Origin of the sequence: Paenibacillus sp. FSL R5-0341 (assembly GCF_037975235.1) — a bacterium.
Lineage (GTDB): Bacteria > Bacillota > Bacilli > Paenibacillales > Paenibacillaceae > Paenibacillus > Paenibacillus amylolyticus_A.
This window is the reverse complement of sequence record NZ_CP150241.1, coordinates 5,091,989-5,108,087: the sequence shown is the minus strand read 5'-3', so window position 1 is coordinate 5,108,087 and position 16,099 is coordinate 5,091,989. Positions and strand designations below refer to the sequence as shown.

Below are 16,099 nucleotides of genomic sequence, written 5' to 3'. Positions count from 1 at the left end.
GTCTTCGATAAGAAGCAGGCGGTTTTTTGCGTTATACGGAATGTATTCTCCCGTCTCTGCATATAGCTGATATAAATGGGACAAAGGAGAGGGTACGGGTGAGCAATGCTAGAATGACGTTTCGCTTCGGGGATCAAGAGTCGGACAAGCCTGAAAACAAGGGGATGTCCGCGTCCAGTCCATTGGTGACGTTGAGTGAAGATTTACAGAACAATCAACCGCTAATGTCTAAGCGGATGGATACAACCCCGTCTTGGACGCCAGAGGATATCCCCGGAGACTGGGGAGAGACGGTGCTGACAAGCTCTACTGTACCTGAACCTGATGAGCGAGCGAGCCATGATTCGAACTTGAACTTGGATGAGGCCCATTATCTTGGGAACCGATCCGGTTACGGTTTTTATAATCATTCAGGAGATCCTGAAGAAGAGCGTCGTGATCTGTCCAATACGCATGATGATCAAGCCCACGACTGGCTTGCAGATTCAGAGAACTATTCCTATAAGCGCAATCGCCCCCCAAGGGGCTGGAAAATGATTGGTTCAATCACCGGGGCACTCGTTACAGGAGCACTCTTTGGCATGGTTATTCTTTCCTTTTTCAATAAAGAAGGAGCCGCGAAACCAGGCGATCTTCTTCCCGTCAATCAGGCGGTTTCCACCGCGACAGGTCAGGAAGGCGGTACAGGCACAGAACAACAGCTCCAGACAGCTGCAACTGGCAGTACGTATTATGCACTTCAATACGGTGTGTTCAGTTCCCCCGAACGAGCGGAGCAGGCCAAGCTTGAGTTGGCACAGGCAGGTATAGCCGCAGGTTCTGATCCTGAAGATGGCAATCGGGTATATGCAGGCATTTCGGCTGATCGTGAAGAGGCTAAGCTGCTTAGCACCAGACTTAAAGCTCAGGGAGTTGAACTGTACGTTAAGGAGATCGTGAACCCTGAGGTCAATCCGGCTATATTTGGTGGCAAGCAAGAGGATGTACAGCTTTTCTTTACGAACAGTTCTGCATTGGTCGAACAATTGTCTACCTTGTCCATTCAGCAGCTGGGACAGTCTGCTCCGGCAGCAGTCTCTGCAGAAACGATGACCGCGATCCAGAATAAACACCAGTCATGGATGACCGGTTTGAATAGTCTTTCACCCGGCCTGACCGCAGAAGTACAACCTATTATCGGCGGTATGGAGAAATCGATGAACAGTGCAATTACGGCTATCGCAGAGTACAACAAAAATCCGGATGATGTGCACATGTGGTCCGTACAATCCGATCTGATGGAATATGTACTGCAGCAGAAGAAATGGCTTGAAGCGATAAAGCAGTAACACGCTGATTCCCATAACAACGCTTGGAAATACCTATCCGGCAAGGAACTGGAAATAGTTCCCCTTGCCGGATTTGTGTTTGTATTGACGTACAAAACCCCGTATAATAATGTGGGTGTCAAAAAATGGCGAGGGAAGATTACCGATGAAAAAAAACTTCGGCATGTTATTGCTGTTTCTGCTGCTCGGCTGGATGGCCGGAGCGTGGATCGCCAAGGCACTGCAGCCTGTAAAGGCAGTAGCCTTTCTTACGAAAGCCACGACCATACGTTGGTCGCCACAGGCTGATCTGGACATTATCAGTTATGATATTTCACTTCAATTTCAAATGAGCCTTCTTAGTCTGATCGGTATGATTGCCGCTGTGTGGCTGTATCGCAGACTGTAGGAGAATGACGAGTTATGACGAAAAAAATTAAATCAGTGACATCTATTATCGTGATCCGGACAGGATGTTGCCGTAGCATAAGGAGCCGTTCATTATGGATAACAATCAGCAGCGCCCTATTATTCTGGCCTCCACATCGCCTCGGCGCAAAGAACTGATCGCATCACTCCACTTAGCGTTTGATGTAATACCAAGTCATGCCGATGAAGACACACCACCAGAGTGGACTCCTGAACAGACGGTACAGGAGCTTGCTTTGCGCAAGGCACTTGCCGTGTATCGCGGGCTTGAAGGCCGTGAGCAGGAAGCCATTATTGTTGGTAGTGACACCGTTGTCGTTCTGGATGGTGAGATTCTAGGCAAACCCGTAGACGAAGCGGATGCTGAACGTATGTTAAGCCGTCTACAGGGACGTGTACATCGGGTTTTTACCGGCGTAGCTTGTATTGATGCAGGCAATGGACAGTCGGTTGTTCATTACCGTCAAACCGATGTAACGATGAAAGAACTGTCGGATGCGACCATCCGTGCCTATGTGCAGACAGGAGAGCCTTCGGATAAGGCAGGATCTTATGCCATTCAGGGCATTGGCGCTTCACTGATCGACCGTATTGAAGGATGTTATTTTAATGTGGTTGGCCTGCCCTTATCCTTGCTGAGTGATATGTTGGATGGGTTTGGCGTCCATGTGTTGCCGCGAACTTGAGTTAAGCCAACTGACGTTTTGAACTGAAAAGAGGGAACATATGGAGTCGCCTCAATACATGATGCGCGACATCCCCCAGGAAGAACGCCCGAGAGAACGCATGATGGAATACGGGGCGGGCGCCTTAAGCCATGCTGAATTACTGGCGATTTTACTTCGAACAGGCACAAGACAGGAATCCGCGGTGCATATGGCACAGCGGATTCTCGCCGAAGCGGGTGGCATTCGCTCGTTGATGGATCTGAGCCTGGAAGAATTGACTGCGATGAAAGGGATTGGCAATGCCAAGGCTGTGCAATTGAAAGCCGGCATTGAGCTGGGGCATCGGATTGCCAAGAGCAGACTCACACAGTCGACTTCAATCCGTACACCGCGTGATGCAGCTGACATCCTGATGGAACAATTGCGTTACTTGCAGAAAGAACATTTTGTGTGTCTCTTTCTGAATAGCAAAAATCATATTATTGCCCAGGAAACACTCTCCATGGGCAGCCTTAACGCTTCGATTGTACATCCGCGTGAAGTGTTCCGGGCTGCCATCAAATGCAGCAGCGCATCGATTGTGTGCGCACACAACCATCCCAGTGGTGATCCTACGCCGAGTCCGGAGGATATCCAAATAACCAAGCGACTGATTGAAGCAGGTGCTATTGTCGGCATTGACGTGCTTGATCATATTATTATCGGAGATGGAACGTACGTAAGTTTGAAGGAGAAGGGCTTAGTATAATATAATGGTTGGCGTTGATGTTTTCCTATGAATGTTAACGGCGTTGTCCGTAAAAGATAGGTTCACTTTACAAATGCAAAAAAACAAATGCGAATATTAGCTCCACGTGTTGCGTGGGAATGAAATTGTTACGCTCTGGATCAGAATAGAGCGGCTATATGAGGCAGAAAAGGAGATTATGTTATGTTTGGTGGTTTTACGAAAGATTTGGGTATTGACTTGGGGACAGCAAATACGTTGGTTTATGTACGAGGAAAAGGAATTGTGGTGCGGGAACCTTCCGTTGTCGCTATACGGACAGATACAAAAAGCATCGAGGCAGTAGGTGAAGCCGCCAAAAAAATGATTGGTCGTACACCAGGTAACATTCGTGCCATTCGTCCAATGAAAGATGGCGTTATTGCCGATTTTGATACAACGGCAACGATGATCAAATATTTCATCCGTGAGGCGCAAAAACAACGCTCCATGTTCCAGCGTCATCCAAATGTGATGGTATGTGTACCATCCGGGATTACGGCAGTAGAACAACGCGCGGTTGAAGATGCAACCAAACAGGCTGGAGCACGTGAAGCCTATACGATTGAAGAGCCTTTTGCAGCTGCAATTGGTGCAGATCTGCCTGTATGGGAACCAACGGGTAGTATGGTTGTCGATATTGGTGGAGGTACAACGGAAGTGGCTGTCATCTCTCTTGGCGGTATTGTAACGAGCCGTTCGGTTCGTGTAGCGGGTGACGAGATGGATGAATCCGTTATCCAGTACATCAAACGCCAATACAATTTGATGATCGGTGAGCGTACTTCAGAGCAATTGAAGATGGACATCGGATCAGCAATGCCACTGGAGCAAGTAGAAACGATGGAAATTCGTGGACGTGACCTCGTTACAGGTCTGCCGAAGACGATCACGATTACTTCGGACGAGATCAGCGAAGCGCTGGCTGATACCGTGAATGCGATTGTTGAAGCGGTAAAAGTAACACTCGAAAAATGCCCGCCTGAACTTGCAGCCGATATCATGGACCGCGGTATCGTTCTTACAGGTGGTGGAGCACTGCTCCGCAATCTGGACAAGCTTCTTGCTGGTGAGACAGGAATGCCTGTCATTGTGGCTGAGAACCCGTTGGATTGTGTAGCGATCGGAACAGGTAAAGCGCTAGAGAATATTCATTTGTTCAAAAGCAGAAGCAGTTCGGCAGTTCGTTCCAAACGTTAATTGGTATTTGCCTAACTTGGCATTGCGACTAAGTGGCAAGGTATCGTTATAGAGTACCCGGTTAACCCCGGGGATGAGCTATTACCCGCTTAACAGGGGAGGATCAGCTGATATTCTCGCAGGGACTACAGGTCTGACAGTCTCCCCGCCGGGCATGGCTCGGAAGAGAATAATGGATGTTAGAGGGTGTTCGAACTGTTTAAACTGCTAGGCAACAAAAGACTTTTTGTTTTGCTGGTGGGCCTTGTTACATTTATCGCGTTAATGGGCTTTACGCTCAGTCCGCGAACCACTCTATCCTGGCCGGAGAAATTCCTGAAGGATTCAGTTGGATTTGTACAATACGTATTTTACAAGCCCGCTTCCTATGTAGCGGGCTTTTTCAAAGATGTAGCGAACATGCGTACGGTATATGAAGAGAATGAAGAGCTTCGTATCGCGATGGGGCACTATACCCGAGATCGGCTGAAGTACAATGATATGGAGCAAGTGAATGAGCAGCTTCAGAAAGCGCTCAATTTCACCGAAGAACAGAAGAATCGGTATAATTATGGTTCACGAATTGCTCAGGTTATCAGTGCCAATTCCGATCCAAACAGCAGAACCATTAACATTGATATCGGTGAAAATGCGGGAATTAAGCCTGGGATGGCCGTTACCTCGCAGGAAGGGCTGGTCGGCGTAATTAGTCATGTCAGCTCATATACATCAACGGTTAATCTGTTAACGTCCATGGACGCCAATGATCCAACATCCAATGCCATCGCAGCAACGGCAGTAGGTAAGGAGAAAGTGTTTGGTATGATTGAGAGCTACGATCCGAAGACGGGCATGCTCAAAATGACCAAGATTTCAGAGGATTCTGACATCCAAAAGGGTGATGAGATCATCTCTTCAGGGATCATCAATAACTTTCCCAAGTATATGCGGATTGGCGAAGTTAAGAGTGTAGAGAAAAGTGAATATGGTTTAACGCAAACAGCTACAATTGACCCGTATGCAAGCTTCCTTGACTGGAAAGAGCTGATTGTCATTATCCCGCCTGAGGTAAAAGAATAATGGTGACGCGCAAGCAAGTCTTGTTCCTGCTGTTATTCGTTTTGTTCATTGCGGAAGGCACGATTTTACCGCTGCTCATTCCTTCTGGCTGGCAGATGCGTATTTCTGCCAATCTGGTTTATATCGTAATTTTGTTTATCGCTGTATATCATCATCGGCACACAGCACTAGTGCTCGGTATATTTTTTGGACTATTACATGACGTCGTATTCTACGGCGAGATGATTGGACCTTACGGATTCTCCATGGGATTATCGGCATACATGATGGGACTCATTTTTCAAGCACCGCGTGCACCTCTGCCGGTTATGGTATCGGTTGTCATTTTGGGAAGTCTGCTTAATGACACCATGCTGTTCTTCCTGTACAAGCTCTTCCAACTTAACCATGTGACCTTTGACTGGGCGTTGCTTGAATACATGATTCCTAATTTGTTCGTTCATTTTGTGTTTGCCTTGATCATTTATGTCCCGCTTCGGAAACAACTGGAGCGGATCGGCAAGAGACGGAGCAAGACAGAAGAAGCTTCTTAAATACATTTATGGAGCGCAAAGCAGGAACTTGGGGCCCCGGGCACGAAATGTAATGAGATGGGAGGGACAGGCTTATGACGGTAAAATCGAATCACGTAACGATTAAAGGCATCCGAGACGGCCTGGTTTTCCTGTTGGACGATCAATGTGAATTCGAGGAATTGCTCTATGAGCTCCGCTATAAGCTGGAACACAGCCATCAAAATATTTTGACCGGACCGATTGTTCATGTGGATATCAAGTTGGGTGCCCGCGAAGTGACAGAGGACCAGAAAGAAGCGATCCTCGATATATTGAAGCAAAAAGGGAATCTGCTTATTCGATCCATTGACTCACCTGCACTCCAACCGGAGGTTAAAGGACCGCCGCCGATTGTAACCATGTGTGGTATGGTGCGTTCAGGCCAGGTGCTTCATCATGAAGGAAATCTCCTGTTTCTTGGGGATATCAATCCGGGGGGCACGGTGACGTGTACCGGAGATATATATGTGTTGGGTTCACTCAGAGGTATGGCTCATGCCGGAATTGGCGGGGACGAAGAAGCCATCATTGCCGCTTCGGTGTTTGCACCGACGCAGCTGCGGATTGCGGATATCATCAGTCGTCCTCCCGATGAATGGGAGAGCCGAGAGACCGGAATGGAATTTGCTTACTTACAGGACAATCAGATGCAGATAGACAAGATGAGCAATATCGTTCGGTTGCGCCGAGATTTTAATGTGTTTAAAGGAGTGTAGCTCATGGGAGAGGCGATCGTGATCACTTCGGGTAAAGGCGGCGTGGGTAAAACAACCACCTCGGCAAACATCGGGACAGCGCTGGCGCTGCTCGGCAAAAAGGTTTGTCTGGTAGATACCGATATCGGCCTTCGTAATTTGGATGTCGTGATGGGACTCGAAAACCGTATTATTTACGATCTGTGCGACGTTGCGGACGGCCGCTGCCGTCTGAATCAGGCTTTGGTCAAAGACAAGCGTTTCGAAGAATTATATATGTTGCCTGCGGCGCAGACGAGAGACAAAAACTCGGTGTCGCCAGAACAGGTGAAGGATATTATCCTTGAACTAAAAAAAGATTTTGAATACGTCATTATTGATTGCCCAGCCGGTATAGAGCAGGGTTTCAAAAATGCGGTAGCAGGAGCAGATCAGGCCATCGTGGTCACTACACCGGAAAATGCTGCAGTACGTGATGCGGATCGTGTCATCGGGCTGCTGGAGAGTTCACACATTCAATCACCGAAGCTGGTGGTGAATCGAATTCGCAATAATATGGTTAAATCGGGTGACATGCTGGATATCGATGGTATTTTACAAGTACTTAATATTGACCTGATTGGTATCGTACCTGATGATGAACTGGTCATCAAAGCGGCCAATTCAGGAGAACCTACGGTCATGAATCCGGATTCACTTGCAGCGATTGCGTATAGAAATATTGCACGACGCATTTTGGGAGATACGGTCCCATTGATGCAGCTGGAGCAGAAAAAGGGTGCTTTTACCCGCTTCAAAAAGTTCTTCGGAATGGGTTAATTCGTTAAACGAACTTATTCATCACCTGAATACATGACAGCCGTGGCTTATAGCCCGGCTTTTTTTGTTGCCTGCCGTCAGGCTTGTTCATATTATCAACCGCCTCTTCATAGGATGTAGTAAACAAGCCTCGGCGGGAGGACATTCCATGAACACGAAACTCAGAATCAAGCAGAGACGAGAAGAACGCATTCGGCGACTGATGGACGGTGCGACTGTGGAAGTCTTGCAGGAGCAAAAAGTAGGTTCACTATTGGACAAGAATGAGATCATACACCGGAAGCCGTTTACGTCTAGCGAAGGGATGCAGGAAAGAGACCCGGAATGGTTATGGAAAAAAGAGAATGGTCATTTCGTTCCAGGCGGGCATTCGAGATTCAACCTGTTCAAGTCACTTTTAAGGCGGACAGCCATTAGTGCTTTGATATTTGGCGGAGTATGGGGGCTGTTTCAATTGGATACCTCGTGGACCACATCACCCAAAACAGTAATTACCGATGCACTCCATCGAGATATGGATTTTGCCTCTGCTGCAGCCTGGTATGAACGGCACTTTGGAGGAACGCCTTCGTTTCTACCGGTTCTCGGACATACAACGGATGCTGTCAATGGTTCCGGTATTCGGCAGTTACTGGGCAAACCGATCTCGGGCACAGTGGTTCAGCCATTTGCGCTGAGCATGAAGGGAATTGAGATCGTTCCGGATGCCGCAGGTGCAGAACTTATACAGGTCGCCAGTTCGGATGCAGGGCGTGTCATGGAGGTTATCGGAGATGCAGCAAGTGGATTCACGGTTGTCATCCAGCATACAGGCAATGTCACGGCAATATACGGTCGGTTGAACGAAAGTGAAGTGAACGTGAACGATTGGGTTGAAGCGGGGAATGCAGTAGGGAGTCTCAAGACTACGGGTGGTGAACAACCGGCCACGCTCTATTTTGCGGTCAAAGAGGGTGAGGAGTACGTAGACCCAGCGGAAGTCGTTGCCCTTGATTAGGGTCTGGGGAGTGCGTATTACGTTTCACCCGTTTTTTGTAATTATCATGATGGCTTCTCTTCTGACTGGACATTTCATTGAACTCATTACGTTGTTTGCCATCGTATTCATTCATGAATGTGGACATGCTGCGGCGGCGGCCCTTCTGGGCTGTCGTGTCGTATCCATCCAGATGCTGCCTTTTGGAGGGGTGGCGGTTATTGAAGATGGAGGCAACATCACGGCCTTCCGGGAAATCATGATCGCTCTGGCAGGTCCATTGCAAAACATGCTAATGGTAGGCGTGGTATGGCTGCTGCAGTATGGCAATCTGGGCGATCCTATTTTTCTGAACTACATCATTCAGGGGAATCTGCTCATTGCCCTCTTTAATCTGCTACCCGTACTGCCTCTGGACGGCGGTAAAATTGTGCAGGCGCTTGTCAGTCTGTGGGCACCCTACTATACAACATTAATGTGGACTTACAGAATTAGCATCCTCTGTAGTGTAGGGGTAATTTTGGTTGCCATCAGCCGATGGCTTACCGGAGATTACGGCCTACCGCTCAACATTCTGTTAATCGGTCTTTTTTTGTTCTATTCTAACCTGACGGATTACCGAAATGTGCCCTATCGCTTTATCCGTTTTCTCATGAATCGGGAGGGCGCTTTCGCTCGGCATGCGGCTACTGGCAGTTTGGCGCAGCCAATAATCTCATTTCCAGCGAAACCTTTGGACACTATTTTGCGTCTATTAAAGAGAGAAAGATACCATATGGTATACGTGATGAACAGACAGGGACGAATTATGGCAGTATTGCCTGAACAACGCATTATCGGTTCCTATTTTCAACAAAATGGCGATAAGTTGTAGTGTTCTGGTGGACCTGTTCTGAAATGGGTTAATACATGTACAATGAGAAATGTAAAGATACTGAAATGGATGTGGATGAATTGAATTGTCTTCTAGAGGTGAAGCCATGAAACAAATGATTGTACATAATGAACATAACCTCATGCAAATGGCGCTTCTGGAAGAAGGCAAAGCTGTGGAATTCACGGCAGAACGTACACGCGAGCGTGGACTGCTGGGTTCCTTTTTCAAGGGACGGGTCGTGAATGTGTTACCGGGTATGCAGGCTGCTTTTGTGGATATCGGTCAGAAAAAGAATGCGTTTCTATATGTGGACGATGTGTTGCATCCCCATCTGGAGAAGCAGCCCAAGGTGAAGCCTTCCATCTCGGAGTTGCTTCGTCCGGGTCAGGAAGTCATTGTTCAGGTTCTGAAGGAACCGGTAGGAGGCAAGGGAGCCCGGGTGACGACTCATTATTCACTTCCGGGCCGCTGGCTTGTCTACATGCCTATTGCCGACTATGTGGCGGTATCCAAGAAAATTGCCCGGGAGGGTGATCGTTCCCGCCTTAAGGCGCTTGGAGAGCAACTGAGACGGGATGAAGAAGGGCTTATTATCCGAACCGTATCTGCAGAAGAACAGCATGAAGCCATTCAGGCAGACTTGGAAACATTACGTGCGCAGTGGTACCTGATTCGCGAAAAAGCGGACAGTTTGCCTTCCCCGAGCCTATTGCATCGGGATCATAGCATGGTACAGCGAATCATCAGAGATGTGTATACGCCAGGCAGTGACGAAGTCATCACTGATAGTGAAGGACAAGCCCGCGAGGTAAAAGCGTTGCTGGAAGAGATAAGTCCCGGTCATCAACCCAAAGTACAGGTGTATCGGGGAACAGAGTCCATCTTTGCTGCTTATGGTGTGCAGGAGCAGTTGAACAAGGATTTTGCCCGGAAAGTGTGGTTGCCTGGAGGCGGATATATCGTCATTGATCATACCGAAGCTCTGACTGTAGTGGATGTGAACACAGGCAAATATACGGGAGCTGGCGGTGACAGTCTGGAAGAGACCGTGACAGAGACGAACATGCAGGCAGCAGTGGAGATTGCCCGTCTGATGCGCCTGCGAGATATCGGTGGCATGATTATTGTCGACTTCATTGATATGGAGGAAGCTTCGAATCGGCATGAAGTGGCGGCGACCTTGGAGGGTGAGCTCAAGAAGGATCGGACCAAAGCGTTCGTGATGGGCTGGACCAAGCTGGGCTTGCTAGAACTGACACGCAAAAAAGTGCGGGAAGAGAGCACGTTACCCTATGTGGAGCCGTGTTCTTCCTGTCATGGTACGGGAAAAAGATATATTTCACCTTTGCATTGATTTTTGATATATTGCGTGATATAATCTTCAAGTATGTGTTTAGCCTAATGGTCTTGCACATGCTGTAACCGCACTGGCCGGGTATAAGAACAGTTCCGAAAGGACACTGTCACCTGAGAACGGGCGAGTCTGAGACATGAGGAGGTGCAAGGCAAATGTACGCAATTATTGAAACAGGCGGCAAACAGTACAAAGTCCAAGAGGGCGATGTTCTGTTCATCGAGAAATTGACTGCGAACGATGGCGAAAGCGTAACGTTCGACCGTGTCCTGGCTGTATCTAACGAACAAGGTTTGACAGCAGGTACACCATTGATTTCCGGAGCTACTGTAACGGCTAAAGTGGAGAAACATGGCAAAGGACAAAAGGTTATCGTATACAAATACAAACCTAAAAAGAACTACCATGTGAAGCAAGGTCACCGTCAACCGTACACTAAAGTAACTATCGAAAAAATCAAAGCGTAAAGAAGGTGCGATAAGTGATTATCGTTCAAATCTTTCGTGATGAGGATGGGAACATCGAACGCTTTTCCATCGAAGGGCATGCTAATTTTGCCAAGCGGGGAGAAGACATCGTATGTGCCGGGGTATCCGCTGTTACAGTGGGTACGGTGAACTCGATTGAAACATTGACCGGTGTCGAAATGGATGCCAAGATGAAGAATGGCTTTTTAAGTGGTTCTTTACCTTTGTTGGAGAGAGGGGAAACCTGGTCCCAGGTACAATTGTTACTCGAATCCATGGTGGTTATGCTCTCTAATATTGCAGAGTCATACGGGAAGTATATTAAAATACAGCAATTCAAATAAGCAAAGAAGGAGGACAACCAATCATGTTGAAATTAAATCTTCAGTTATTCGCATCGAAAAAAGGTGTAGGTTCCACGAAGAACGGACGTGACAGTAATGCTCAACGTCTGGGTGTTAAACGTGCTGATGGTCAAACTGTAACTGGTGGTAGCATTCTCGTTCGCCAACGCGGAACGAAAATTCACCCAGGAACTAATGTTGGTATCGGTAAAGATGACACTTTGTTCGCGAAAATCGACGGCGTTGTAAAATTCGAACGTTGGGGACGCGATCGTAAAAAAGTAAGCATCTATCCTGTTAACGTTGCTCCTGTAGCAGCTGCAGTAGAAGCGTAATATCGGCATTCCGCCTAAGGAGCCTTCGGCATTTTTGCCGGAGGTTTTTTGTATTCAACGGTTATTCGATAATGAACTGGCAGAAAAGACATGTTATACTTGGTTACGGTGGGTGTAGACCAACCGAGTTTTGTAGAACGGGGAGAAGCCATGAAATCTTGGAAAAGAGTGCCGTGGATTGCGGCATGTTCACTTCTGATTCCTTTGGTTTTCGTTATGTTGTATCCGGCGATGATCTCAAGCGTTGTGTGCGCATTGTGGTCCGTCGCAGTATTGCTCATTTCTGTGAATGCGATGAAGAAACAGGCGGAGGCGGAACGCAGAGCCATCATACAATCCATGGAAAAGACAGCAAATGCTTCATTAAATCATCATCGACACGACTGGATGAACGACCTTCAGGTGTTATATGGATATCTTCGGCTGGGCAAACTTGATAAATCCTTGCAATGTGTGGAAAGAATAAAAGAGCGGGTTACAGAAGAAAGCCGAATCTCCAGATTGGGTATTCCTTCCCTCGTATTTTATCTTCAGTCATTTCGCGCCAGTGGAATCGCGCTGGAATTGCATGTGGAAATAGAAGATGAGTTGCAGCTTAGTGCTCTGGTCTCTCCCGAGGATGGCGAGTCACTTACCGGGGCGATTGCGGATGCAATCAGGGCCTATCAATATGGCGGCGGCCGGTCTTCTTGGGGAGAGGTTCGCAAACTGACCTTGAACTTCGGACAGGATCATGGAGATGTAGTTGTCCGACTGGATGGGGATCAAACACCCGATCCGGAAACACTGCGGCAGCTTACTGCCGTACTCAAAGGAAAAAAAGTCAGAACGGAGCAGCTTCCGTCTGAGGATACGTTTATACAATTCAGAATGCCGTGTGGAATATAGGAAGAAGGGGTTAACCAATGTTTGTAGATAAAGCGAAGATTTATGTGAAAGCCGGAGACGGAGGGGACGGAATTATTTCGTTCCGTCGTGAGAAGTATGTACCAAACGGCGGACCTGCCGGGGGCGATGGAGGCAGAGGAGCTGACATCATTTTCCGTGTGGATGAAGGTCTGCGGACGTTGATGGATTTCCGTTACCAGCGTCACTTCAAGGCCCCACGTGGTGAGAAGGGACGTAATAAAAGTCAGCATGGTGCAAACGCGGAGAACATGATTGTGCGCATTCCACCAGGAACTATCATCTTGGATGAAGACAGTGGAGAAGTACTGGCGGATATGACACGTCACGGTCAACAGGTTGTTATTGCTCGTGGTGGTCGGGGCGGACGGGGTAACATCCGATTTGCCACACCGAACAATCCTGCGCCTGAACTTGCTGAGAACGGTGAAGAAGGACAAGAGCGTTACATCGTGCTCGAATTAAAAGTTATGGCGGATGTAGGTTTGGTTGGTTTCCCAAGTGTCGGGAAATCCACATTGCTTTCTGTCGTTTCGTCAGCCAAGCCAAAGATTGGTGCATACCATTTCACAACTATTACACCGAATCTGGGTGTGGTTGGTGTAGGTGAAGGTCGTAGCTTCGTTATGGCCGATTTGCCTGGTCTGATTGAAGGCGCACATGAAGGAATCGGACTGGGACATGAGTTTTTACGTCATGTCGAGCGTACCCGTATTATTATTCATGTGGTGGACATGTCGGGTTCAGAAGGACGTGATCCTTTTGAAGACTGGCAGAAAATCAATGACGAATTGAAGTTGTACAATCCGCTTCTCGCCGAGAGAACGCAAGTTGTCGCAGCTAACAAAATGGATATGCCAGACTCTGAAGCGAACCTGGAGCAATTCTTACAGCAAGTTCGTGAAGTTCAACCTGATATTGAAGTGATGCCAATTTCATCCTTGACCCGGAAAGGGATTCAAGAACTTCTGTATCGTGCAGCTGATCTGCTGGATCAGGCTCCAGACGAGCGAGTGGTTGAAGAGGTAGCAGATGTATCTGAACGTAAAGTATATAGTCTGGACAAAAAAGAAGACGATGGTTTCAAAATTGTGCGTGAGAATGAAATGTTCGTTGTCGAAAGTGCCAAGATTGACCGCATGATGAAACGGATGCAACTGAACTCGCATGAGGCTATACTGAAACTCGCACGTACACTGCGTTATATGGGTGTGGATGCTGAGTTGCGTAAGCGCGGAGCTGTAGAAGGAACCATCGTGCGCATCGGAGACTTTGAATTCGAATTCGTGGAAGGCAGCAGTTACTACTAAGTAGCCGTCTTCCATGGAGAGACAGATTAATATATGGACGCAGAGAAGTGGGAAGTTGACCCACGGCTCTGCGTTTTTTTTTGTTTTTTCTGACATGGGAGAGGGATAAACTTGTATACTGTGAGGAACGTATTTCAAAAAATAGGCGTGTCATGTATTGCCCTTTTGGCATAGATCCTATATAATGTCCACTATATGAATACATGAGTCTTTGAGGAGAGGACGTTCTGTGAACGAACGCTATTACTTAGTACGGGAAGATATTTTACCAGAGGCTGTAGTGAAGACCATGCAGGTAAAAGAGCTACTGGCTTCCGGTGATGTTAAAACAGTGCATGAGGCGGTTGAGCAGGTCGGATTAAGCCGGAGTGCCTTTTATAAGTACAAGGATGGAATTCATCTGATCAACCAGCTTGAGCGCGAGAGAATTGTAACCATCTCCATTGATCTGGAGCATCAGTCGGGTATCTTGTCTCGTGTGCTTGGACATGTAGCTGGTTATGGGGCCAATGTACTTACCATTAATCAGAGTATCCCGCTTCAGGGAAGGGCCAATGTGGTCATTTCGGTGGAAACAACACATCTTCATGGCGAAATTGGTGAAATGCTGGATCGAATGCAAGATATGCCTGGAGTAAGGCGCACGCGTATTGTAGGCCAAGGTTAATTAGGCTTTAACATACAGGACTGACGGACAAGAATAGACATTAGGGGGTAGATCGTTAGTGAAACCGGTAAAAGTCGGATTGTTGGGTCTAGGAACTGTCGGAACGGGAGTCGTTCGCATTGTGGAAGGAAATCAGGAGGATCTGAGCAGTCAGGTTGGATCGCCGATTGTCATCGAGAAGATCGCAGTGAAAAATACAGAGAAAGACCGTGTCATTGCTGTAGATCGTGCCAAACTTACGGAAGATCCTTGGGAAGTCATTCGTCATCCGGATATTGATGTCATCGTTGAAGTCATGGGCGGTATTGATCAGACGAAGGAGTATATTCTTGAAGCGTTGGAACGGGGGAAGCATATCGTAACTGCGAACAAGGATCTTATGGCCCTGCACGGTACGGAGATTTTGGCGAAGGCACAGGAAAAACAATGTGATGTCTTCTATGAGGCGAGTGTTGCGGGTGGTATTCCAATCATTCGTACGTTGATTGAAGGTTTCTCTTCCGATCGAATTACCCGCATTATGGGTATTGTGAACGGAACAACGAACTTTATTTTGACGAAAATGAGTCAGGAAGGTGCATCCTATGAAGAGGTGCTGGCCGAGGCGCAGGCTTTGGGATACGCTGAATCGGATCCAACCTCCGATGTAGAAGGACTTGACGCAGCTCGCAAAATGGCGATCTTGAGTACACTCGGTTTCCGCACCAATGTGGAGTTGAAGGATGTAACTGTCAGAGGCATATCCTCCGTAACCCGTGAAGACATTACGTATGCCAGAAGACTTGGATATGAGATGAAATTGCTTGGTATTGCGGACCGTATTGACGATGAGATCACGATTAGCGTTCAGCCGACTATGGTTAGACAGAATCACCCGATTGCTTCAGTCAACGGTGTCTTCAACGCAGTATATGTACACGGCGAAGCTGTAGGGGAGACGATGTTCTACGGTGCAGGTGCGGGAGAACTCCCAACGGCAACTTCTGTTGTAGCTGACATTGTGGCGGTTACCAAAAACCTTAAACTTGGCGTAAACGGTCTAAAAGCGATTGTGCCTTATAAGACGAAGCGACTGCAAAGCGACGAGCAGATCGTGTCGAAAAACTTTATTTTACTACACGTTGACGACAAAGCCGGTGTATTGGCACAAATCACACAAATTTTCGCAGAATATGATGTCAGTCTGGCCTCGGTTGTTCAACAGCCGAATGAGCACAACCCGGATGCCGAGATCATTATCGTTACACATAATGCAAGTAAGGCAAGCATGGATAAAGTGTTGAAACACTTTGAATCACTCAGTGTCATTCGCCGCATTAAGAGTGTGTATCGGGTGGAAGGATAGTTGTTCGTATCCCGTACGGCA

At 47.6% G+C, this 16,099-nt stretch carries 19 protein-coding genes and 1 other annotated feature; all 19 genes read left to right on the top strand.

Features of this window, described 5'->3' with window-relative positions; all coding sequences use genetic code 11:
- Nucleotides 1–98 precede the first annotated feature (98 nt).
- Nucleotides 99–1,328: an SPOR domain-containing protein gene (locus MKX75_RS22945; RefSeq protein WP_076333700.1), complete on the top strand. Its 1,230-nt coding sequence runs from the start codon at nucleotides 99–101 to the stop codon at nucleotides 1,326–1,328.
- A gap of 145 nt (nucleotides 1,329–1,473) precedes the next feature.
- Nucleotides 1,474–1,716, top strand: coding sequence for a DUF4321 domain-containing protein (locus MKX75_RS22940; RefSeq protein WP_047841183.1), 243 nt, complete (start codon nucleotides 1,474–1,476; stop codon nucleotides 1,714–1,716).
- A gap of 94 nt (nucleotides 1,717–1,810) precedes the next feature.
- On the top strand, nucleotides 1,811–2,422 hold the full coding sequence (locus MKX75_RS22935; RefSeq protein WP_076333699.1) for a Maf family protein: 612 nt from the start codon (nucleotides 1,811–1,813) through the stop codon (nucleotides 2,420–2,422).
- Between the two features lie 40 nt (nucleotides 2,423–2,462).
- Nucleotides 2,463–3,152 (top strand): DNA repair protein RadC, encoded by a 690-nt coding sequence (radC, locus tag MKX75_RS22930; RefSeq protein ID WP_036673540.1) that lies wholly within the window; start codon nucleotides 2,463–2,465, stop codon nucleotides 3,150–3,152.
- Between the two features lie 183 nt (nucleotides 3,153–3,335).
- On the top strand, nucleotides 3,336–4,370 hold the full coding sequence (locus MKX75_RS22925) for a rod shape-determining protein (protein ID WP_024633969.1): 1,035 nt from the start codon (nucleotides 3,336–3,338) through the stop codon (nucleotides 4,368–4,370).
- A 186-nt stretch (nucleotides 4,371–4,556) separates the two neighbouring features.
- Nucleotides 4,557–5,429 carry a rod shape-determining protein MreC gene (gene mreC, locus MKX75_RS22920; protein ID WP_076333698.1) on the top strand — a complete coding sequence of 291 codons (873 nt, stop codon included), beginning with the start codon at nucleotides 4,557–4,559 and terminating at the stop codon, nucleotides 5,427–5,429.
- A complete protein-coding gene (mreD, locus tag MKX75_RS22915) occupies nucleotides 5,429–5,962 on the top strand; it encodes a rod shape-determining protein MreD (protein WP_062837799.1) in 534 nt (177 codons plus the stop codon). The genes mreC and mreD overlap by 1 nt, the downstream gene beginning before the upstream one ends.
- Nucleotides 5,963–6,036: 74 nt before the next feature.
- Nucleotides 6,037–6,699 (top strand): septum site-determining protein MinC, encoded by a 663-nt coding sequence (minC, locus tag MKX75_RS22910; RefSeq protein WP_017692615.1) that lies wholly within the window; start codon nucleotides 6,037–6,039, stop codon nucleotides 6,697–6,699.
- 3 nt (nucleotides 6,700–6,702) lie between these two features.
- Nucleotides 6,703–7,497, top strand: a complete 795-nt coding sequence (minD, locus tag MKX75_RS22905; RefSeq protein ID WP_053783092.1) for a septum site-determining protein MinD — start codon at nucleotides 6,703–6,705, stop codon at nucleotides 7,495–7,497.
- Between the two features lie 148 nt (nucleotides 7,498–7,645).
- Nucleotides 7,646–8,494, top strand: coding sequence for a M23 family metallopeptidase (locus MKX75_RS22900; protein WP_076333697.1), 849 nt, complete (start codon nucleotides 7,646–7,648; stop codon nucleotides 8,492–8,494).
- A complete protein-coding gene (locus MKX75_RS22895; RefSeq protein ID WP_076333696.1) occupies nucleotides 8,487–9,347 on the top strand; it encodes a M50 family metallopeptidase in 861 nt (286 codons plus the stop codon). The genes MKX75_RS22900 and MKX75_RS22895 overlap by 8 nt, the downstream gene beginning before the upstream one ends.
- Before the next feature lie 106 nt (nucleotides 9,348–9,453).
- The gene (locus MKX75_RS22890; RefSeq protein WP_076333695.1) at nucleotides 9,454–10,704 is read left to right on the top strand and encodes an Rne/Rng family ribonuclease; all 1,251 of its coding nucleotides are present in this window, start codon (nucleotides 9,454–9,456) and stop codon (nucleotides 10,702–10,704) included.
- 56 nt (nucleotides 10,705–10,760) lie between these two features.
- Nucleotides 10,761–10,845 (top strand) — a sequence feature (ribosomal protein L21 leader region).
- Between the two features lie 14 nt (nucleotides 10,846–10,859).
- Entirely contained in the window at nucleotides 10,860–11,171 is a 312-nt protein-coding gene (gene rplU / locus MKX75_RS22885; RefSeq protein ID WP_062837795.1) for a 50S ribosomal protein L21, read from the top strand.
- 14 nt (nucleotides 11,172–11,185) lie between these two features.
- Nucleotides 11,186–11,515 (top strand): ribosomal-processing cysteine protease Prp, encoded by a 330-nt coding sequence (locus tag MKX75_RS22880; RefSeq protein ID WP_036605912.1) that lies wholly within the window; start codon nucleotides 11,186–11,188, stop codon nucleotides 11,513–11,515.
- Nucleotides 11,516–11,538: 23 nt separating this feature from the next.
- Nucleotides 11,539–11,850 (top strand): 50S ribosomal protein L27, encoded by a 312-nt coding sequence (rpmA, locus tag MKX75_RS22875; protein ID WP_017692622.1) that lies wholly within the window; start codon nucleotides 11,539–11,541, stop codon nucleotides 11,848–11,850.
- Between the two features lie 90 nt (nucleotides 11,851–11,940).
- The gene (locus MKX75_RS22870) at nucleotides 11,941–12,738 is read left to right on the top strand and encodes a Spo0B domain-containing protein (protein WP_339166959.1); all 798 of its coding nucleotides are present in this window, start codon (nucleotides 11,941–11,943) and stop codon (nucleotides 12,736–12,738) included.
- Nucleotides 12,739–12,755: 17 nt separating this feature from the next.
- Nucleotides 12,756–14,066, top strand: a complete 1,311-nt coding sequence (gene obgE, locus MKX75_RS22865) for a GTPase ObgE (RefSeq protein ID WP_062837794.1) — start codon at nucleotides 12,756–12,758, stop codon at nucleotides 14,064–14,066.
- Between the two features lie 229 nt (nucleotides 14,067–14,295).
- A complete protein-coding gene (locus MKX75_RS22860) occupies nucleotides 14,296–14,733 on the top strand; it encodes an ACT domain-containing protein (protein WP_017692625.1) in 438 nt (145 codons plus the stop codon).
- A gap of 58 nt (nucleotides 14,734–14,791) precedes the next feature.
- A complete protein-coding gene (locus MKX75_RS22855; RefSeq protein WP_062837793.1) occupies nucleotides 14,792–16,078 on the top strand; it encodes a homoserine dehydrogenase in 1,287 nt (428 codons plus the stop codon).
- The last annotated feature ends 21 nt before the right edge of the window (nucleotides 16,079–16,099 follow it).